The organism is Acidovorax sp. LjRoot38 (assembly GCF_964252975.1).
GTDB lineage: Bacteria > Pseudomonadota > Gammaproteobacteria > Burkholderiales > Burkholderiaceae_C > Acidovorax > Acidovorax facilis.
In genome coordinates this window covers 141,217-160,870 of the sequence record NZ_CAXUPT020000008.1, presented here as the reverse complement: position 1 = coordinate 160,870, position 19,654 = coordinate 141,217, and the positions used below count along the sequence as shown (strand labels likewise).

General features: G+C 67.3%; 19 protein-coding genes. 1 reads left to right on the top strand and 18 read right to left on the bottom strand.

All coding sequences use genetic code 11. The annotated features are described in order from the left end of the window. Nucleotides 1-48: 48 nt before the first annotated feature. The 8 genes from ACSQ22_RS16370 to ACSQ22_RS16335 all read right to left on the bottom strand — a co-directional run bounded on the left by ACSQ22_RS16370 (nt 49) and on the right by ACSQ22_RS16335 (nt 6,661). The gene (locus ACSQ22_RS16370; RefSeq protein ID WP_436130920.1) at nt 49-441 is read right to left on the bottom strand and encodes a type II toxin-antitoxin system death-on-curing family toxin; all 393 of its coding nucleotides are present in this window, start codon (nt 439-441) and stop codon (nt 49-51) included. Beyond that, complete coding sequence (locus tag ACSQ22_RS16365) at nt 438-662, bottom strand: AbrB/MazE/SpoVT family DNA-binding domain-containing protein (RefSeq protein WP_056169497.1); 225 nt, start codon at nt 660-662, stop codon at nt 438-440. The genes ACSQ22_RS16370 and ACSQ22_RS16365 overlap by 4 nt, the downstream gene beginning before the upstream one ends. A 53-nt stretch (nt 663-715) precedes the next feature. Then, nucleotides 716-1,462: an aspartate/glutamate racemase family protein gene (locus ACSQ22_RS16360; protein ID WP_436130919.1), complete on the bottom strand. Its 747-nt coding sequence runs from the start codon at nt 1,460-1,462 to the stop codon at nt 716-718. Between the two features lie 16 nt (nt 1,463-1,478). After that, a complete protein-coding gene (locus tag ACSQ22_RS16355; protein WP_121506904.1) occupies nt 1,479-2,240 on the bottom strand; it encodes a GntR family transcriptional regulator in 762 nt (253 codons plus the stop codon). A gap of 13 nt (nt 2,241-2,253) precedes the next feature. Beyond that, complete coding sequence (locus tag ACSQ22_RS16350; RefSeq protein ID WP_436130918.1) at nt 2,254-3,141, bottom strand: ABC transporter permease; 888 nt, start codon at nt 3,139-3,141, stop codon at nt 2,254-2,256. 1 nt (nt 3,142) lies between these two features. Next, nucleotides 3,143-4,054 (bottom strand): ABC transporter permease, encoded by a 912-nt coding sequence (locus ACSQ22_RS16345; protein WP_431152591.1) that lies wholly within the window; start codon nt 4,052-4,054, stop codon nt 3,143-3,145. Nucleotides 4,055-4,236: 182 nt separating this feature from the next. Further along, nucleotides 4,237-5,529, bottom strand: a complete 1,293-nt coding sequence (locus ACSQ22_RS16340) for an ABC transporter substrate-binding protein (RefSeq protein ID WP_176885539.1) — start codon at nt 5,527-5,529, stop codon at nt 4,237-4,239. A gap of 61 nt (nt 5,530-5,590) precedes the next feature. Beyond that, the gene (locus ACSQ22_RS16335; protein WP_436130917.1) at nt 5,591-6,661 is read right to left on the bottom strand and encodes an ABC transporter ATP-binding protein; all 1,071 of its coding nucleotides are present in this window, start codon (nt 6,659-6,661) and stop codon (nt 5,591-5,593) included. 284 nt (nt 6,662-6,945) lie between these two features. On the opposite strand from ACSQ22_RS16335, the gene ACSQ22_RS16330 reads away from it, so the two are divergent. Next, the gene (locus tag ACSQ22_RS16330; protein WP_218299757.1) at nt 6,946-8,055 is read left to right on the top strand and encodes a GGDEF domain-containing protein; all 1,110 of its coding nucleotides are present in this window, start codon (nt 6,946-6,948) and stop codon (nt 8,053-8,055) included. A gap of 24 nt (nt 8,056-8,079) precedes the next feature. On the opposite strand, the gene cobT is transcribed toward ACSQ22_RS16330, so the two are convergent. The 10 genes from cobT to ACSQ22_RS16280 all read right to left on the bottom strand — a co-directional run bounded on the left by cobT (nt 8,080) and on the right by ACSQ22_RS16280 (nt 19,640). Further along, the gene (cobT, locus tag ACSQ22_RS16325; protein ID WP_436130916.1) at nt 8,080-9,150 is read right to left on the bottom strand and encodes a nicotinate-nucleotide--dimethylbenzimidazole phosphoribosyltransferase; all 1,071 of its coding nucleotides are present in this window, start codon (nt 9,148-9,150) and stop codon (nt 8,080-8,082) included. Between the two features lie 63 nt (nt 9,151-9,213). Next, entirely contained in the window at nt 9,214-10,695 is a 1,482-nt protein-coding gene (locus ACSQ22_RS16320) for a cobyric acid synthase (protein WP_436130990.1), read from the bottom strand. A 35-nt stretch (nt 10,696-10,730) separates the two neighbouring features. Then, on the bottom strand, nt 10,731-11,123 hold the full coding sequence (locus ACSQ22_RS16315) for a DUF3037 domain-containing protein (protein ID WP_436130915.1): 393 nt from the start codon (nt 11,121-11,123) through the stop codon (nt 10,731-10,733). After that, nucleotides 11,110-11,904 (bottom strand): HipA family kinase, encoded by a 795-nt coding sequence (locus ACSQ22_RS16310; RefSeq protein WP_121419636.1) that lies wholly within the window; start codon nt 11,902-11,904, stop codon nt 11,110-11,112. Before ACSQ22_RS16310 ends, ACSQ22_RS16315 begins: the two co-directional genes overlap by 14 nt. Then, entirely contained in the window at nt 11,901-12,968 is a 1,068-nt protein-coding gene (locus ACSQ22_RS16305) for an aminotransferase class I/II-fold pyridoxal phosphate-dependent enzyme (RefSeq protein ID WP_436130914.1), read from the bottom strand. The genes ACSQ22_RS16310 and ACSQ22_RS16305 overlap by 4 nt, the downstream gene beginning before the upstream one ends. After that, the gene (gene cbiB, locus ACSQ22_RS16300) at nt 12,965-13,921 is read right to left on the bottom strand and encodes an adenosylcobinamide-phosphate synthase CbiB (RefSeq protein ID WP_436130989.1); all 957 of its coding nucleotides are present in this window, start codon (nt 13,919-13,921) and stop codon (nt 12,965-12,967) included. Before cbiB ends, ACSQ22_RS16305 begins: the two co-directional genes overlap by 4 nt. A 58-nt stretch (nt 13,922-13,979) precedes the next feature. Further along, a complete protein-coding gene (cobO, locus tag ACSQ22_RS16295) occupies nt 13,980-14,549 on the bottom strand; it encodes a cob(I)yrinic acid a,c-diamide adenosyltransferase (RefSeq protein WP_121508745.1) in 570 nt (189 codons plus the stop codon). Between the two features lie 29 nt (nt 14,550-14,578). Further along, entirely contained in the window at nt 14,579-18,796 is a 4,218-nt protein-coding gene (gene cobN, locus ACSQ22_RS16290; RefSeq protein ID WP_436130913.1) for a cobaltochelatase subunit CobN, read from the bottom strand. Continuing rightward, nucleotides 18,793-19,176 carry a DUF2149 domain-containing protein gene (locus ACSQ22_RS16285; RefSeq protein ID WP_436130912.1) on the bottom strand — a complete coding sequence of 128 codons (384 nt, stop codon included), beginning with the start codon at nt 19,174-19,176 and terminating at the stop codon, nt 18,793-18,795. Before ACSQ22_RS16285 ends, cobN begins: the two co-directional genes overlap by 4 nt. Next, nucleotides 19,173-19,640 (bottom strand): hypothetical protein, encoded by a 468-nt coding sequence (locus ACSQ22_RS16280; protein ID WP_108499548.1) that lies wholly within the window; start codon nt 19,638-19,640, stop codon nt 19,173-19,175. Before ACSQ22_RS16280 ends, ACSQ22_RS16285 begins: the two co-directional genes overlap by 4 nt. Between the last annotated feature and the right edge of the window lie 14 nt (nt 19,641-19,654).

Here is a 19,654-nt window from a genome sequence, read left to right as displayed (position 1 = left end):
TAGCGCTTATTGGTCAAGCGCTAGAACGGAAAATGCCTGGAACCTCCGTTAGCAAGCAACGGCATGTGCCCGCTGCCAGGCGGCGAAGGCCTCTTCGGTGATATCGCCAGCGGCAACACCTAGCATGGTGACCACACACGATGCATCGTCAGCGTTAAGCCTCCAGCCATTGAGCCGCAGAAACAATTCGGCCGCCACATAGCCCGTTCGCTTGTTTCCATCAATAAACGGATGGTTGCGCGAAATTCCATAGCCATACGAGGCTGCCAGCGCGGCTGCATCAGGCGGCGGCTCGCCATAGTTGTTCAGCTGCTGCGGCTTGCCCAGGGCCGAATCCAGCAAACCCGCATCGCGGACGCCTGTCCCGCCCCCATGTTCGGCCAGCTGCACTTCGTGGATGGCAATGATGACGGCGCGGTTCAGCCAGACCCATTCGCTCATTTGGCCAGCTCGTGCAGTACGGCCCGGCGCTCTTTCATGATCTCGCGCGCCACGCGCATCTGCGCTTCAAATTCGGGGTTGTGGGTGGTGATCCGCAAACCGTCAGGCGATTCCGTCACATACAGCTCGTCTCCCTTTTCCAGCTGCAACCGCGCCAGCAGTTCCTTTGGGAAAATCGCGCCGACAGAGTTGCCCACCTGGGTGAGTTTGAGAGTGTGCATGGGAAACCTCTGAGTAATTACAAACGTAATACTAGACTTTCTACCACCCCGCGTCAAACCACCCCGGCCACTCCCAGCGCTGTCAGCTCCCCCGACACCCCCGCCCACGCCACATCGAATCCAGGCACTTTGCGCTCTGGAGGCACGGGGTGCGCACGCAGCGCCCAGGTGGCACCAGCCACCACACTATCGATCACCGGTACCGTCACCTGCGGCTGCACCAGAGCAGCCATGCCGGCCAGCCCCGCCCCGCCCAGGATGACGGCCTGCACACCCATTTGCCGCACCACGTCGCGGCAGGCCTGGGCGAGCAGCGTGCGGGCGGCTTCGGGGTCGACGGCCAGCTGAGCGCCGGTGGGTGCCACGGTGTGGATTCCAGCCAGCGCGTGCGCGTGGCCCAGCGCCTGCGCCAGGCGCTGCAGCATGGGTCCCCAGCGCTCGCCGCCCGTAACGATGGCATAGCGCCCGTGGCGAGCGGCTTCGATGAAAGACGCTTCGGCCAGCCCAGTCACAGGCACGGGGCTGCTTTCGCGCAGCGCCATCAGGCCCGGGTCGCCAAAACAGCCTATCAGCACGGCATCAGGCTGCGGCTGGTGTTGTGACAATTCATTCGCCCAGGCATCCAGCGCGGCGTGGGCCGCCACTGCATAGCTGGCCTCGCAGGCGATGTAGGGGGCGCCGAAACGCGCCGTGGCCGTGCGCACCGCTACATGCAAGCCCGCTGCAGCCTGCACATGCCGCTGAAGCAAGTTGCTGACGCTGGCCGATGTATTGGGGTTGATGACGAGCAGTTGGCGCATAACAAGGTGGCAGGATTCAGGCGCCCAGCAGTTGCGCCAGGTCGGGCGTGTCGGCAGCCGGTGGCGTGAACTCCAGCTGCGTTTCAATGCGCGCCAAATGCTTGAGCATGAGGCGCGCGGCCTCGCGCGCATCGCGCAGGCGGATCGCATCAATCAACGCCCGGTGCTCGCGGCAGCCGCAGGCGGTGGCCTCTTCGCGTTCGCGCGCATGGCTGGGGCTGTAGGTCATGAGGATGAGCGAGGTGCGCGAGACCAGCTCTCGCAGGATGCGGCCTAACGTCTGGTGCCCCGCAGCCTGCGCAATATGCAGGTGAAAGTCGCCCGAGAGACGGATGGCGCGGCGCATGTCACCGCTCGCGCGGGCGGCCTCTTCGTCGTCGATGCAGGTGCGCAGCGCGGCGATGTCGGCATCGGTGGCATTGGCAATGAACAGCTCCACCAGGCGCGGTTCCAGCAGGCGGCGGGCCTCGAACACCTCCAGCGCCTCTTGCGGAGTGGGCTGGGCGATGGATGCGCCCCGGTTGGGTGTGAGCGTGACGACCTGTTCGTTGGCCAGCCGCACCAGCACGGGCCGCACGCGTGTGCGCGACACGCCAAAGGCCGCCGCCAGCTTGTCCTCCACCAGCTTGGTGCCGGGTGGCAGGCGGTGGTCGAGGATGGCCGAGATCATGCGGTCGTACATGTCGTTGTCGCTGAGCTGGCCTGTCGTGTCGGGCTGCACGGGCGGTTCGGTGACCGCAGCGCGCGCGCGCCGGGGCTTGGGGAGGGTGGTCGTCATAAGGGTGCCGTTTTTACCCCGAACGGCCCTTGCGCCTGCGGCCCAAGGACCACACCAGCGCCAGCGTGATACCCATGACAACGAAGGAGACCACGGTGGTCAGCGTTCCCAGTGCGTAGATGGAGGGAGTGGTCACTGTGCTGGTGAGGCCCTGCAGCTCCAGCGGCAGCGTGTTCACGTCGCCAATGGCCTGCGAGGTGCGGGCGATCTCGTCCCAGCTGAGCGTGAAGCCGAACATGCCAATGCCCACGACCGAGGGAGCGATCAGCGGCAGCACCACATGCGCAAAGCCCTGCCAGGGCGTGGCGCCCAGGTCGCGTGCGGCTTCTTCGTACGCAGGGTTGAAGCGGTTGAACACCGCAAACATGATGAGCAGGCCAAACGGCAGCGTCCAGGTCAGGTGCGCGCCCAGGGCCGAGGTGAACAGGCCCAGCGACGTGCCGTAGCCCTCCAGCGCACTCTCCATGCCCAGCCATTCAAGGGACGCCTTGATGCCGTTGTCGATAAGCCGGAACTCCAGCCCGATGCCCAGCGACACGATGATGGACGGCATGATGAGGCTGGCCACCACGATGAAGAACAGCGTGTTGCCCCCCGCCAGCCGCTTGCGAAAGGCCAGGCCCGCCAGCACCGACAGCAGCACCGTGCACAGCATCACCGCAACGCCCAGGCCCAGCGAGCGCCACAGCGCCGCGCCGATGTCCACCACTCCCAGCCCTTCGGCCAGCTTGGAGAACCAGTGCAGCGACACGCCGCGCATGGGGAAGGTCAGCCCGCCCTCGGGGCCCTGGAAGCTCAGGATGAAGATGACGAACATGGGCCCGTACATGAACAGCACGAACAGCGCAAAGAAGATGGCCAGGGGCCAGAAGCTGGCGGGGCGGGAATCGCGCACTTTCATCTCACAGCTCCTTGCGAATGTCGACGAGGCGCGTGAGGCCCCAGATGATCATCAGCACCACGGCCAGCAGGATCACGGCATTGGCCGCCGCCAGCGGGAACTGCAGGTAGGACGTCTGCACCTGGATGATCTTGCCAATCGATGCGATCTGCTGCCCGCCCATCACGCCGATGGTCACGAAATCGCCCATGACGATGGTGATCACAAAGATCGAGCCGATGATGATGCCGGTGCGCGAGAGCGGCACGATCACGTTCCACAGCGTCTGCCAGCCACTCGCGCCACTGTCGCTGGCCGCCTCGATGAGGCTGCGGTCGATGCGCATCATGCTGTTGAAGATGGGCACGATCATGAACATGGTGTACAGGTGCACAAAGGCCAGCACCACCGAGAAGTCTGAGAACAGCAGCCACTCCACGGGCGTCTCGATCAGGTTCATGCCCATCAGCGTCTGGTTGACCAACCCATTGCGCCCCAGTAGCGGCACCCACGAGATCATGCGGATCACGTTCGATGTCCAGAACGGGATGGTGCACAGTACGAACAGCAGGGTCTGCATGCCCGAAGAGCGCACATGGAAGGCCAAAAAATAGGCCACGGTGAAGCCGATCACCAGCGTGATCAGCCACACCAGAAAACTGAACTTGAGTGTGGAGTAATACGTCTTGAGCGTGACACACAGGCCTTCTGACGCATCGCCACAACCCGCAAAGATCGACACGTAGTTCTTGATCGTGAAACCCGGCAACAGCTCGTACTCGTTGAAGTCCCAGAAGCTGACCATCACGATCAGCGCCAGCGGAATCAGGAAAAACAGCGCGAACACCAGCGTGAACGGCGCAGCCTGCCACCAGGCGGCAATGCTGCGGCCGGGGACAGCTGCAGCAGGTAAGGACTGTGTGGTCGTGCTCATGGTGTTTGCAATCAATGAATTCAAAGGTCTACCGTTCGGCGCTTGCTCTTGAGACTGACGCTGCCCAAGACCAGTGCCCCCGTGCAAGGGCCGCCCCGCCGCACCGGGGGCGTCCCCCTCCCGACCCGCGCAGCGGGTCGAGAGAGGGGTGAAGGCGCGCAGCGCCTCAGGGGGTGCACTCCTTATGCAGCGACGAATTCATTCCATTTTTGGACCATGTAGTTGTTCTCGTCCATCAACGCGTTCCAGCAAGCGATGCCGCCCATGCGCGACTCGTAGCTGCCGCCGTCGCGCACCGCGCCAGCCTTGGCCAGCACATCGCCATTGGGGCTCTTGATGTCCTGCGTGGCGGGCTTGCCTTCCATCCAGTAGGCCCACTCGTAGGCTTCCATCTTGGACTTGGCGGTCTCCAGCACGGCGCTGTAGTAGCCCTGGCGGTTCAGGTAGGCACCAGCCCAGCCGTCCAGGAACCAGTTGATGAACTCGTACGCGCCATCGAGCTTGCGGCCGCTCAGCGTGGCCGGCAGGCCAAAGCCGGCGGCCCAGGCGCGATAGCCTTCTTTCAGGGGCTGGAAGTTGCAGGCAATGCCCTTGGTGCGCACGGCCGTCACAGCCGGGCTCCACATCGACTGAATCACCACCTCGCCCGATGCCATGAGGTTCACCGACTCGTTGAAGTCCTTCCACAGCGCGCGGAACTGGCCCTGCTTCTTGGCTTCGATCAGGGTCTTGATCGTGAGATCAATCTCTTTCTTGGTCATGTTGCCCTTGTCGGGGTACTTGTAGATGCCCATGGCCTCGACCACCATGGCGGCGTCCATGATGCCGATCGAAGGAATATTCAGGATCGCGGTCTTGCCCTTGAACTCAGGGTTGAGCAGCTCGGCCCAGGAGTTGATGGGGCGCTTGATCAAATCGGGGCGGATGCCCAGGGTGTCGGCGTTGTACACGGTGGGGATCAGGCTCATGAACTGCGTGGGCGCAGTCGCGAATTTCTTGGACTTCTCACCTTCCAGGTAGATCACTTTCTTGGGCGCGGTGCCCTGGTCGCCCACGGCCTTGCCCGCCACCATGCCGGTGGTGAACAGCGTGGTGATCTTGTCGGCGTTCTTGATCTTTTTGGTATCGATGCCCTTGAGGTTGCCCGTGGGCACGATCTTCTTGAGCGAGAAGTACTCGGTGTCGATCAGGTCAAAGCTGTTGGGCGCGGTGACGGCGCGCTTGGTCACGTCGTCTGTGGTCACGGCCACGTACTGGATCTCGATGCCGGTGTCGGCCTTGAACTTCTCGGCAATCGCCTTGTCCTGGTTCACCGCCGTGCCCAAGTAGCGCAGCACGATCTTCTCTTGCGCATGCACGGCCGGGAACATGCCAGCGGCCAGGATGCCCGCCGTGCCCTTGAGCAGCGAGCGGCGCGCCACACCAGTGGCTTCAGGGACAACAACAGGGGAATCAGCACGGGAAGCATCGGACATGGGAAAACTCCTTGGGTTGCGGAAGGGGACGGGTGAAAAAAGAGGAGGCGTTGCGAGGCGGTCAGGCGGCTACGGCCATTGCGGGAGTGGGCACAGACAGCGGGTGCGCCTGGTCGGGCGTCCAGTGCAGTTGCACGCCCTGCCCCACCTGGTAGGGCTGCGCGGCAAACGCGGCCTCGGACACCATCACCGAGTACGCCGCCGTGGCGTTGGCCGACAAGGCCACGCCCTGCTTTTGCAGGCCCAGCAGCACGTAGGTGCCCTGGTACTCCACGTCGGTCACCACGGCCTGCATGCGATGGGCACCCCAGGGCAGCTCGGCACTGGCGGGGGCAATCTGCAGGTGGTCGGTGCGCACGCCCACCCTGCCTTCGGGCGTGTCGATCACGTTGTGCCCACCCATGAAGCGCGCCACGAATTCGCTGGCGGGCCTGTTGTAGACCTCGTGGGGTGAACCCACTTGCTCGATCACGCCGTGGTTCATCACCACCATGGTGTCGGCCAGAGCCATGGCCTCTTCCTGGCTGTGGGTCACATGGATAAACGTCAGGCCCAGTTCCTTCTGCCAGCGACGCAGCTCGGCACGCATCTGGATGCGCAGGAAGGGGTCGAGCGCGGACAAGGGCTCGTCGAGCAGCAGCACACGCGGCTGCGTGATGAGGGCCCGCGCCAGCGCCACACGCTGCTGCTGCCCGCCAGAGAGTTCGGCGGGCTTTCGCTCGGCCAGGTGGCCCATCGCGACGCGCTCCAGCAGGTCACGCGCCTTGGCCTGGCGCTCGGCCTTGGCCACGCCCTTCATCTTCAAACTGAAGGCCACGTTGTCCAGGGCCGAGAGGTGCGGGAACAGCGCAAAGCTCTGGAACATCATGGCCGTGCCGCGCGCGGCGGCGGGCAGGTCAGTGATGTTGCGGTTCTCCAGCAGGATGTCTCCGCTGGTCACCGACTCATGCCCTGCGATCATGCGCAGCGTGGTGCTCTTGCCGCAGCCCGAGGGGCCCAGCAGGCAGCAGTAGCTCCCGCTGGCAATGCGCAGGTTGATCGCATCCACCGCCGGCTTGCCCTGGGCGTAGCGTTTGGTGAGGGCGACGATCTCGATGGCGGCCGGAGTCGGCTCGGGGGTGAGGCTTTGCATGAACCTGCCGTACGCAAAGCCTGTGCCAACTTTGTACACAATGTTTTATTTGTTTTGCATACAAAATGCACCAGCACTGTGCGCGATCGCACCTGCACCAAAGCGCTTGTGCACCACAGTCGGCCCACACGCAGCTCGTTGTGGTGCACACGGTGCACTGCGGGATTTAGTAAATCACCCTACGTCCGCACGCAGGTGCGTGGCTATACTGGCCTCGGCATCAAGAAACAATTTCTTACGTACAGCCCTTCCGCGCTCGCCGCATGAACCTCGACCCACGCTCGATGATTGCCATGGCGGGCTTCATGTCCGCCATCATGGCCATCGTGCTGCTGTTCATGCGGCGCTACTACCCGCCCTCCATCCGCGGCGTGGGCGCCTGGGCCGCAGCGCCGCTGCTGTGGCTGGTGTCCACCGTGCTGTTCGGCGCACGCGGGCTCATCCCAGACTGGCTCAGCCTGGTGCTCGCCAACCAACTGCTGGTGCTGGGCACCGTCACCTACTACATGGGCACGCGCAGCTTCATGGGGCAGCCAACCGTCTGGCGGCCATGGAACTGGCTGATGGTGGGCACCACCCTGGTGTTCATCGTGCTCACTTACTGGGCGCCCAACTACGCCATGCGGGTCGGCTTCTTCACGGTGGTCATGGAGGTGATCTACATCGCACAGATGCGCTTCATGCTGCGCCACGGTGGGCGCAACTTCCCCGTGCGGCTGGTGGAGGTGGTGCTGGCCCTGCACATGGCGGTGCTGGCCGTGCGGCTGATCTCGATCGTGACAGGGAATGCCGGTGCCGACCTGATGGAGCCTTCGCTGTTCCAGACGCTGTACATCGGGGCCTATGTGATCACTGTGCTCATGCTGTCCATCGGCGCGGTGCTCATGGCCACCGACCGCCTGCGTACCGAGCTGGAACACCTGGCCACCCACGACTCCCTTACCAACACCCTGAACCGCCGAGCGCTGCTGCAGCGCTGCGATGAAGAGCTGGAGCGCGCACAGCGCTACGGCAACGGGCCGTCCATCATGATGGTGGACCTGGACAACTTCAAGGCCGTGAACGACACCCGGGGCCACCAGCATGGCGATGCGGTGCTGGTGCATTTTGCAGAATGCACCCGCCAGGTGCTGCGCCGCGCGGATCGGCTGGGGCGGTACGGCGGCGAGGAGTTTCTGGTGCTGCTACCCGACGCAGACACTGCCGCCGCCCAGGGCGTGGCCCAGCGCATCCACGCCACGCTGTCCGCCGGCCATCCCCTGGACTGCGAGGTCAGCATCGGGCTGACCAGCTGGACCGGCCCCCACGAAACGCTGGATGCCATGCTGTCGCGTGCCGATGCGGCGCTGTACCGCGCCAAGAACGAGGGGCGCAACCGGACCTGCGTCGCTTGATACGACGCAGGGAAGTCCACTGGGTCAGGCCGTCTGCGTGGCCACACCGGCCGATTCAAAGCTCGCCATTTCTGCCAGCACCGCGCAGGCGGACTGCAACAGCGGCCACGCCAACGCAGCGCCCGAACCCTCGCCCAGGCGCAGGCCCAGGTCCAGCAGCGGTTCGGCCTGCATTTGCGCCAGCATGAGGCTGTGGCCGCGCTCGCCCGAGCGGTGCGCAAACACGCAGCGCTGCAGCACCGCAGGCTGCAGACGGCTGGCTACCACCACGGCAGCGCTGGTGATAAAGCCATCCACCACAATCACGCGCCGCTCAAGCGCTGCCTGCAACACAGCGCCCACCAGCGTGGCCACCTCATAGCCGCCCAGCGCGGCCAATGCGGCCAGCGGCGTGGTGGCCTCGGCATTCGCGTCCAGCGCCTGCTGCAGCACGGCGCGTTTGCGCTCGATGCCTGCAGCATTCAAACCCGTGCCCGCGCCCGTGACGTCCGCCAGGGGCAGGCCCGCCAGGCGCGCCAGCAGCAGCGATGCGACCGAGGTGTTGGCAATGCCCATCTCGCCGAGCAGCAGCGCATTGCCGGGCAAGGCGCGCACCACCTCTATACCGTTAGTGATCGCTTGAGCGCATTGCTCCGCAGTCATGGCTGGGCCGACCGATGCGTCGGCCGTGCCGGGCGCCACCTTGCGCAGCAGCAACTGGGGCGCTCCCGGGGCGGTATCGCGCGGCGCGATGGGCTTGGCCACGCCGCAGTCCACCACGGTGAGGGCCAGGCCGTGTTGGCGAGCCAGCACGCTCACGGCAGCGCCACCGGCCAGAAAGTTCTCCACCATCTGCCAAGTCACGTCACTGGGGAAGGCCGACACCCCCTTGGCCGCCAGGCCATGGTCGCCCGCGCACACCAGCATTTGCGGCTGCAACAGCGCGGGGGCCTCGGTGCCCAGCACCTGGCCGATGCGCAGGGCCAGCGACTCCAGCCGACCCAGTGAACCGAGTGGTTTGGTCTTGTTGTCGAGCAGGTGCTGCAGACGGGCGGTCAACGGAGCGTCGGAAATATCGGCGATGGCGGGGACGGTGAACTGGGCCAGGGAGTGCATGGTGTGTGAGACAACAGAATGAAAAAGGAAACAGGAAGGGCTGAAGGCCGTGGGCAACAGCACTCAGGCGGTGGCCGGATCTGGGGCGATCAACGCCCGCAGCGCACCGGGCGCAAAGCTGGCGTCCGCCATGCGGGCCAGCCCTTCAAACACCGCATCGAGCGTGGGCACGGGCGCCGCACCCACGCGGCCAAACAGGGCCTGCAGCGCAGCGGGGTCTTCCAGCAAGCCATGCAGGTACACGCCCAGCACGTTGCCCGCCGGGTTCTGCCAAGCGATGCCGGGGATAACCTCGCGCGCCACATCGCCCTTGGCAGCCATGGCCGGGTGCTGGGCGGTTTGTCCGTGGTGGATTTCGTAGCCTGTGGCGGACACACCCGCCAGCGCGGCCCAGGCACCCCACACCGCGCCAAACTGCGCCTGGGTGCGTTGCACGGTCTTGGCAACCTCGAAGGTGGTGACCAGCGGCAGCAGGCCCAGGCCCGGCGCATTGCCGTCGATACCTGCGGTGTCAATCAGCGCCTCGCCCAGCATCTGCAGGCCGCCACACACGCCCAGCACCGTGCCGCCCTGCTCCGCGTGATGGGCAACAGCCTGGTCCAGCCCTTGCGCGCGCAGCCAGGCTAGGTCGGCGGCGGTGGCCTTGGAGCCGGGCAACACCACCCAATCGGTGGGCTTCAACCCGCCCAGGTCGGCCGGGCTGCGCGCCCACAGCAGGCGCACGCCGGGCACGTTCTTGAGCGGCTGGAACTCGTCGAGGTTGCTGATGCGCGGGTAGGCCACCACGGCCACCGTGGTGTGCACCGCGCCCGCTGACAACGTGCGGTCATCGAACACGCCGTCTTCCTCGGGCAGGCCGTGGCGCCATTGCATGGGGATGGTGGCCACCGTAGGCACACCCGTGAGGTCTTGCAGCATCTGCGGCGCAGGGGCCAGCAGGCTGGCATCACCGCGAAACTTGTTGAGCACAAAGCCATGGATCAGCGCGCGCTCGTCCTCGGGCAGCAGTGCCCAGGTGCCGTACAGGTGGGCGAACGCGCCGCCCCGGTCGATGTCCGTCACCAGCAGGCAGCGCGCATCGGCATGGCGGGCCACGCGCATGTTGACGATGTCGCTGGCATGCAGGTTGATCTCTGCGGGCGAACCTGCGCCCTCGATCACCACCACGTCGTTCTCGGCACGCAGTGCATCCAGCGCAGCCGCGATCTGCGGCCACACCTTTTCGCTGCGGCCGCGCCAGGGCATGGCGGTCAGCTCGGCGCTCACCTGCCCCATCAGCACGACCTGGCTGTGCGTGTCGGCCTCGGGCTTGAGCAGCAACGGGTTCATGCGCACCTCGGGTTCGGTGCGGGCTGCGAGGGCCTGGAAATACTGGGCACTGCCGATTTCGCCCATCACACCCGCAGGGCCGGGCACCACACGCGCGTTGTTGCTCATGTTCTGCGCCTTGAACGGCGCCACCTTGAGGCCCAGGTTGCTGTAATAGCGGCACAGCGCCGTGGTGAGCCAGCTTTTGCCGGCGCCGCTGGTGGTGCCCAGCACCATCACGCAACGGGCCAATTGGGGAGCAGAGTTTTCAGTCAAGGCAGTGGGCGGACCATGCGGTCCATGATGTGTTCAAGTGCTGCGGCCGCATCGGTGCAACGGCCCGTGTGCACGGGAGAGGTCTGGATGATGGCGCTGCGTTTGGCGGTGAGCCAGTGAAAGCGCTGGCGGTACGGCAGGCGCGCAATGGGGCCACAGCCTTCGTCGCCCGCACAGATGGCCACGATGGCGGACAGGTGGCGGCGCACGGTGTCGATGTCGGCGTGCGGATCCATGGCCAGCAGGCGCGCTTCATCGAGCGCGATGGCAGCCTGCAGAAAGCCGGTGCGCTGGCACGACAGGATCACGCCTGCGTTGATGAACTCTTCGCGCTCCACACGCGGTACCACGCGCACGATGGCGTAGTCATACACCTCAGGCACGTGCATCGGCGGCCTCCTTCAGTGCATTCACCCAGGTGGCGCGCCCGGCCAGGCGGGCGCAGAAGTAGTCCACATAGGCCTGGCGGTGGGTAGGGGCAGCGGTCAGCAGGCCTTCTTCGTGATCTGCACCGGCCAGCACCAAAAACTCGTCGGGCACCTCGGCCAGGATGCCCGCCACCACCTCGGGCGTGAGGCGCGCGGCCAGCTCGGCATCCACCTGCGCGAGCAGCGTGGCCCGGGCCAGCAGCACATGGTCGGCAATGGGCGCAAAAGGTTTGGCGGGCAGGGCCACCGTGCCGTTCCAGGCGTGGTGAAAGGTCAGCGCCGCACCGTGGTCGATGAGCCAGGGCTGGCGGTGCCACATCAGCAGATTGGTGTTGCGCGCGGTGCGGTCCACATTGCCCACCAAGGCATCGAACCACACGAGGCGCGAGGCAAAATCATCCGACACGACATCCACCGCCGGGTCGAAATTGAGCGCGCCCGACAGGTAATCCAGCCCCACGTTCAGGCCACCGCTGGCGCGCACCAGGTCCTGGATCTCCGGGTCGGGCTCGGTCTGCGCCAGGGCGGGGTCGAGCAGGGCCAGCACGATGTCGGGCACGGGCAGGCCCAGCGCACGGGCGATGCCACCCGCGATCATTTCAGCCAGCAGGGCGCGCACGCCCTGCCCTGCGCCACGGAACTTGAGCACGTAGGTGCCCAGGTCGTCGCCTTCGACGATGGCGGGCATGGAGCCACCTTCACGCAGCGGCGTGACGTAGCGATTGACGGTGATGGTTCTCACAAGGTCTCCCTCGATCCGATGGAATGCGGGATGGTACGGCCCGGCAGCGCCTGCCATGCGGCCTGCAGCGCATCTTGTGCCGCGGGCGCCAGCACCCCCAGGCGCACGGTGCCGGGGAGGCCGAACGACGTCGCATCCCGCAGCTTGATGCCGCTGGCTCGCAGCGCGGCCAGATCGCTTTGCAACGTGTTGGTGGCGGGCTGCGCGCAGAAATAGTTGGCCAGGCTGCCTGCGTGCAAGGCCCAGCCCAGATCGGTGCACAGCGTCTGCTGGCGCGCCTTCCAATCGCCCAGAGTGCGCAGGCTGTGCACCAGCCATTGCTGCACGGTGGCCTGCGTCCACGCCTGCAGCAGTGCCACGCCGTGGGCGCCCACAGGCCAGGAAGACGCCAGGGCCGTCAGGCCCAGCGCCTGCCCTTCAGAGTCTGGCGGCGCAATCGCATAGGCGGCACGTACACCCGTCAGCCCCAGGGCCTTGTTGGGGGTCCAGAGCTGCCAGCAGGCCGATGGCAGGTACGGCTGCGGTGCGCCGGTCCATGCGCCCTCGGGGTCCAACCTCAGGGGGACATACGCGCAGTCGAGCACACGCCAGGCAGCAGCATCGCCCGGCCGCCAAACGCCCAGCGCGGGATCTTCCAGCCCCAAAGGGCTCGACGGCTCGCACGCCCATTGCAAACCCGCCGCGGCACCGCCGCCCCGCAGCACCTCCAGCCCGCGCACCTGCGCGGCCTGGGCATAGTCGCCATAGCTGTGCGGCGGCACCGCTACTTGCACTGCGCCCTGCTGTGCGGCCAGCGCGGTGATGCGGTGGATGAACTCGCTGGCACTCGCAGCCAGCACGATGCGCCCCGGCACCACGCCATGGAAGGCGCCGAGGGCCTCGCGCAGAGCCGTGTAGGCCGGGTCGGGGTAGCGCGTGGCATCGGCCGCCTTCACGGCGTGCAGCGCCTCCGGGCAAGGCCCGCAGGCGTTGCTGTTGGTCGAAAAATCAAACACCGGGATGCCCGCAGCGTCCGGCCCACCATGCGATTGCACAGGCAAGCAAAAAGGACCTGGGACCGTCATGCATGCACCCAGGCAAAGGCAACCAGGACCAGCAGCTGAAGGGCGGCCGCCACCGGCACCATCGCCAGCACCACCTGCGTGCCCAGGCGCGCGGCACGACGCGTATCGAGCGGCCCAACCCGGCGGCCCTTGCTGTGCAGCGTGTACACACCCGGCTTGGCCAGGCGCACGTTCAACGCCAGTGCCATGGCCGCCATGGGCCAGCCGCTGTTGGGGGATGGCGTCTTGCGCGCCTGGCGGGCCAGAGTGGAAAAAGGCAGGCCCTTGGCGACCACCGCCAACAACAAAGCGGTGATGCGTGCAGGCACCCACGACAGCACGTCGTCCGCCCGCGCCGCCCACTTGCCCGCCCATTGCCAGTAGCGCCCGCCGCGCATGCCCGGGTAGCCCCACATGGCATCGGCCGTATTGGCAAAGCGGTACAGCGCAGCGCCCGGCAGGCCCAGCAGCGCAAACCAGAACAACGGCGCCACCACGGAGTCGTTGAGGTTCTCGGCCAGCGACTCGATGGCCGATTCGCGCACTTGTACGGCGGTGAGCGCGCTTACATCCCGGCTCACCAGCCGGGCCAGCTGCGCACGCCCGGCGGGCAGCGATTGGCCTAGCGCCACCTCCACCGCCAGCACTTCATCGTGCAGCATGCGCCAGGCCAGCAGGGGCTTGAGCAGCAGTGCCAGCAACGCCGCCGCCACAAAACCGTGCAGCATCAGCACCAGCTTCTGCGCCGCCCAACCGACTATAAAAACAATAGCAGCCAGCGCGCACCAGACAAGCGCTGCGCGCCAAAATAGCTTGAAATCTCGGGCCACTGGCATCCGGGGCGCCAGGCGCTCACCCCACCAGTGCAGCGCCCGCCCCATCCCGACCACCGGATGCCAGGCAGCGGGCGGCTCGCCCAGCCACCAGTCCACCGCCAGAGCCAGCAGCGGCACGCCGATCCACACAGCCACCATGGGCCAGCCCCCGGCGGGTGTGAGCAACAAAAGCCACTGGTCAGACACGGCGGCCTCACTAATCTTCAATGCCGCGCTGCGCGGGAATGCCCGCCTTGAACGCGTGCTTGATCAGCTGCATCTCGGTCACGGTGTCGGCCAGCTCAATGATCTCGGGCGGGCAGCGACGGCCGGTGAGGCACACGTGCACGTCCTTGGGGCGATCGCGCAGGGTCTGCAACACGCCGTCGAGCGGCAGCCAGCCGTAGATCAGCGGGTAGGTGATCTCGTCCAGCACCACCAGAAAATGCTCGCCCGACAGGATGGCGGCGCGCGCCTTTTCCCAGCCGTCGCGCGCGAGCTGGGCCGAGTGCTCCAGGTCTTTGCTCTTCCAGCTGAAGCCGTCGCCCAGCCCCTCGATGGGCAGGCCAATCTGCTCGAACATGCGGTGCTCGCCAAAACGCGCGGTGGGCACCTTCATGAACTGGAAGATCTTCACAGCCTTGCCCCGGCCATGGGCGCGCAGCGCCAGGCCAAAGGCGGCCGTGCTTTTGCCCTTGCCGTCGCCGGTGTTGACGATGATGAGGCCCCGGCGTTCGCCCTCGGGTTTTTCGTAGCGTTTTTCGGTCGGCGGGGTTTCGATCTGCATGGTGTCGATTCTTTCAAAGAGGCCAGGCATCAAACGCCGGCCGGTTGCAACGGGGAAGACAGCGAGGACGGACGGCGCGCCTGCCACGCGGCGCCCGCCATCGCCACCAGGGCCATGACCAGCAGGGCCACGATGCCTGCCATGCGCTCAACGGGGCTGGGCTCGGTTGCGCTGTCAGAAGGGGCTGGCTCGGGCTGCCGCTCCAGCAACACGCCCATGGTAGGCACGGCGGGCGCGGAAGGTGGTGCTTCTGCCTGGGCGGGCGGCGCGGGCAGGTCAGCGGCGGGGGGCGCAGGCTGTGGCGCTGCCAGGGCTGGCGACTGCGGCGCGGCAATGGCCATGCCAGCAGGCGGGGTCAGCTCTACGGACTCACCACGCGCCGCTCGCTCCACCCAGCGGCGCACGCTGGGCAGCTCGGCCGCCAGAGGCGCGGCACGCGTCAGCTCCTGGTACAGCTGCGCGAGCTGTTTTTGCGTGTCGGCATCGGCCTGCCAATAGCGCTGGCGCTGCGCCTGCACCAGGCGCTCCAGCGACTGGGCATAGGCCTGTGGATGCTCTTTCAGCCACTCGGGCAGGCCCAGCTGGTGCTTGTCGCGCACCAGCACGTCATAAAAGCTTTGCCAATGATCGCTGCGCACCGTGTCGGGCGCGACGGCCTGCCAACCCCAGGCGAACTGCACGGCCTTGAGCACCTGCAGCGTGCCCGAATAGCCCTCGGCCTTCTGCGCCTGGAGCCAGCCCGGGTGCAGGTAGCGCGACTGCATCTCCAGTGCAATGGCGCGCTGCGCGGTTTCGGTGGTGGGCTCGCCCACATCCTGCAGCTGGGCCACATGCAGCTCCAGCCCCTGCGCTCGCCCGGCCACGCGGGCTGCGGCCGACAGGCCGCCCAGGTACTGAAACGGGTCGTCCGAGCTGACCATGGCATACAGGTGCGAGCTGCGCGACAGGATGGCGGCATCGGTGCGGCGCAGGTGCGCCCCCAGCGCCTTCGCCGCCGTACCACCCGCCACGCTCGTCACGGGTTCGCCGTCCAGGTAGGGCTGGCTCATGCGTTCCAGGAACATCTGGCCCAGGCGCGCATCGTTGGTTTGCAGGCCGTCGCTCTGCACCGCGTCGGACAGGCCAGTGCCGTAGTCGCCCACCGCATTGCCGAACGCGCGCACGCGTGCCAGTTGCTCAGCCTGTGCGCGGGGCACGCCTTGCTTGCGCAGCTCCTGGCCGATCTGCGCGGTATTGCGTGCAATCACATTGCCTGGCTCGGCCGTGGCGGCCTGGGCCACCGCGCGGTCGAGCAGCGCCATCAGCGCGGGAAACTGGTCGCGGTACGAGCCGGTGATGCTCATGAGCACATCAACGCGCGGGCGCTTGAGCTCATCGGCGGGAATGGTCTCGACCCGCGCCGGGCGGCCCGCGTCGTCCCACACCGGGCGCATGCCCAGCGCCACCAGGGCCTGCGCTTCCATGATGCCCTGGTGGCGCAGCGTTTCGCCCGCCCACAGCGACAGCGCCATACGCTCTGGCGCCCGGCCGCCGTGGCGCGCCTGATAGTCCTTGAACCAGTCGTTGAACAGCGTCTGCGCCACGGCATAGGCCTGGCGCGTGGGCAAGCGGCTCGGGTCCAGCCCCGTGAGGTTGCGGCCCGTGGGCAGGCTCTCGGGGTTGCGGATGGGGTCGCCACCGTAGGCTGCGGGCAGGAAGCGGCCCTCCAGCCCCGCGAGCAGGCCGGGCATTTCGCCTTCGGTGGCCAGCAAGCGCTCCAGTTCCTGCGCGCGCTGGGCCAGTTGCAGCAGCGCGGGCGTGTCGATGGGTTGGCGCGCTGCGCGGTTGGGCACATGGTCTTCGGCGCGCACCAAGCCGTCCTGTGCGGGCGGCGCATCGGGCAGCGCGGGGCGCAGGTCGAGGACGCTCGCAGCCTCGGCGTCCTTCAACGCCACTTCCAGCCAGCGCGCGGGGCGCGCGGCCAGCACGGCATCGTGCTTGATCAGGAAGGCTTCGTCGATGTCCTCGCCCAGCGCCCCGATCAGCGGCTTGCGCAGCGCCTGCAGGATGGTCTCGCGCCGCTGCTCGGGCGCGGGCACGCGGCCGAACACGGCCAGGCCCTTGGGCTGCGAGCTTTGCGCGAGCTGGTCCAGGTAGGGGTGCAGGATTTCAAGAAAGCCGTGGAAGTCGGCCGCGATGCGCTCGGCGCTCCAGCCCAGGTCGCGGTGCAGCTGGTGCTCTACAAACTGCGCCACCAGCTGCTTCTCGAGCGCGCGGCGCGTGGGGCCTTCGTCCACGGTTTCCCATTCGTGCATCACCTCGTGCATGTGGGCCATGCGCGCCTCGAAACCTGCCGGGGCGAACACGGGCGTGCGGTGGCTCACCAGCACGGCGCGGCCCCGGCGCTTGGCCGTGAGGGCCTCGCCCAGGTTGTCCACGATGTAGGGGTAGACCACGGGCAGGTCACCAAGCGGCAGCAGCGCGTCGTCGTGCACATCCAGCGCACGCGCCTTGCCACCGGCCCATTCCTGCGTGCCGTGGGTGCCGAAGTGGATCAGCGCGTCGGCCTCCAGCTGCGCCCACAGGTACACGGCCAGGTAATGGTGCGACAGCGGCGCCTTGCTCTTGTGCATGAACGGGTTCTGGCCCAGGCGCAGTGTTTCTTCGCGCGGGGGCTGGGGCAGCACGGCCAGCTGACCCACCTGCAGGCGCGGGACGGCGAACACCTTTTCGCCCTGCCACTCGACCACGTAGCGGCTCTTTTCGGGTGGGCCCCAGTGCGCGTTCATGCGCTCGCGCACGGCCTTGGGCAAGGTGGCCAGGTGCTGCTCGTAGCGCGCCAGCGGCAGCGCGGCGGCCTGGCCGTTTTGCAGCAGCGCGCGCACATCGGCGCCGGGGTAGTAGGCGGCGAGCAGCGGTTTGAGCCCATCAATCCAGCCCTGCTCGGGCACACGCTCAGTACGGTAGCCCGCCTGGGCCAGGCCGCCAGAGACCTGTTCCAGGCTGCGCGGCACGTTGAGGAACGAGGCGCCAAAGTTGGTGCCACCCGGCGGGTAGTTGTAGACCATGGCCACCAGGCGCTTGTCGGCGGCGGGTTTGGTCTGCAGTGCGATCAGCCGCCGCGCCTTGGCCGCCACGGCCTGGGCCTGTCGTTCGATGAGGCGGAAGTCCCGGCCCTCGGCGCCGTGGGCTGCCACCAGGATGGGGTCGATGGCACCGGCCGCTTCGGGCTGCGCCAGGTAGAACGGCACATCGGACAGCGACAGGCCCGTGTCGCTGGCCTCCCACGCGGAGGCATCGCCCGCGCGGTAAGGCTGCGTGCCCAGCAGGGGCACGCCCCAGCGGGCCAGCAAGGGCTGCAGCGCGGCGGCCTGAGGCACGAGCTGGTGCAGCACCAGGGCAGAGGCATGCAGGCGGCCCGGGCCGGCGCCGCTTTCGGGGGGCAGCTCCAGCACCTCGGCCAGGGTCTGCGCCGTGACCTGCTGACCAAAGGCCGCATAAGCGAACAGACCCTGCTGGCGGAAGGTGCGCAGCCAGGCATCGAGCCACTCCGTGCTGCCGTCGATGAAGTGGTGGCGGTGCACCAGCACGGCCACGGCGGGCAGGCTGCGCAGCGCGGGCTGGCCCTGGCGCCAGGCCTCCAGCGCGGCGGCGTTGGGCAGCAGGCGGGGCGCGTCGGGGTGGTAGATGCCCCGGGGGGGCAGGATGTCGGGCGCGGGCAAAGTCGGCATCGCAACACCCGCCACCGTGGCGCGCGCCAGGGCGATGGCGTTCTTGAGATTGCGCGGGCCGCCCGCTTGCAGGTAAGCCACCATGCGGGCAGGAGCCTCCAGCGCAGACAGGTCCACAGCAGGCGTGCCCGCAGGCACCCAGACCACGCGGCCCGGGGCGCGTGCGGCGCGGGCATCGAGCTGCGCGCCGACCATGCGGCGCAAGCGCGCCTCCACGCTGGCATGCGGGGCATCCACCCACACCATGGCGGCGCCTGCCAGTGCGCGCTCCAGCTTCTGGGCCTGGGCCGCGTCCAGTACCGCCGGGCCGGCCAGCGGGTAATCGATGTGCACAAAGCCCAGGCCCGCGTCGGAGGCCAGGCGCTGCACCATGGCCGTGCGCGGGGCGGTGGTGATGTCGGACGCGAGCCAGAGCAGCACCGGCGCTGTTTTATCAGCGCCGCCCGCTGCCAAGGCTTTCTCAGCCTGGACGGCATGCACCAGCGGCGCAGCCAGCAGCAGGCACCACAGTGCCGCACGCAAGATCAGTGTCTTCATGGCTTGGCGGGTGCCGGCGTGGCGGCGCCACCCGCGCCACCGGCCGAAGCGCTGGCAGGAGCAGCGCCTGTTTCAGGGATGTAGACGATGTTGCCGTCTTCCAGCTTGTAGGCCACGCCCGCGCGCACGCCCTGCCCTTGCGCTGCGCTGCCAGCGCCCTTGAAGCGCACTTCCTTGCCCTGCTCGCGCACCACCACTTCCATATCGGGCTGGCCGGGGTTGCGGATGATGGTGACGCTTTCATTGGCACTGGTCTGGGTCTGCACGGCCACGGCCGTCAGCAGCGCCACCACCAGCACCAGGAACACATCCACCAGGTTCACGGCCGACAGCATCGGGTCGTCGTCGTCCTCGGCCAGGACGTTCAAGTGGCGCATCATTCCCCCACCCCACGCTCCTTGCGCACCACCAGCAGCTCGGCCAGCAGCCAGCGGCGGCGCACCGAGTACACCACCAGGCCCACCGACGCGGCGGCCAGCGCCAACACCACGCCCGCAAAGGCGCCGCTGAAAACGGCCAGCGCCTGCTGGCCGTTGCCCGCCGCCACGCTCTGCAGCGCGGGGCCGAGTGGGATCATCGTGGCGATCAGCCCCAGCATGGGCGACAGGCGGCTGAGCAGGCGCACGGGCTCCACCTGGCGCACCAGTTGCAGCTCCAGCTCTTCCATCGACAGGCCCGGCGCCACGCGCAGCGAGCGGTATTGCGGCTGGCGCCAGCGTTGCCACGCCTCCATGAGCGTGGCGCCGCCCGACCACAACGCGTAGACAAACGCCAGCCCCACCAGCACCAGCACCGGCCAGAGCAACGACTGCGCGACCTGCGAAAAACCCGATTCGATGTTCATGCTTCCACTCCCTC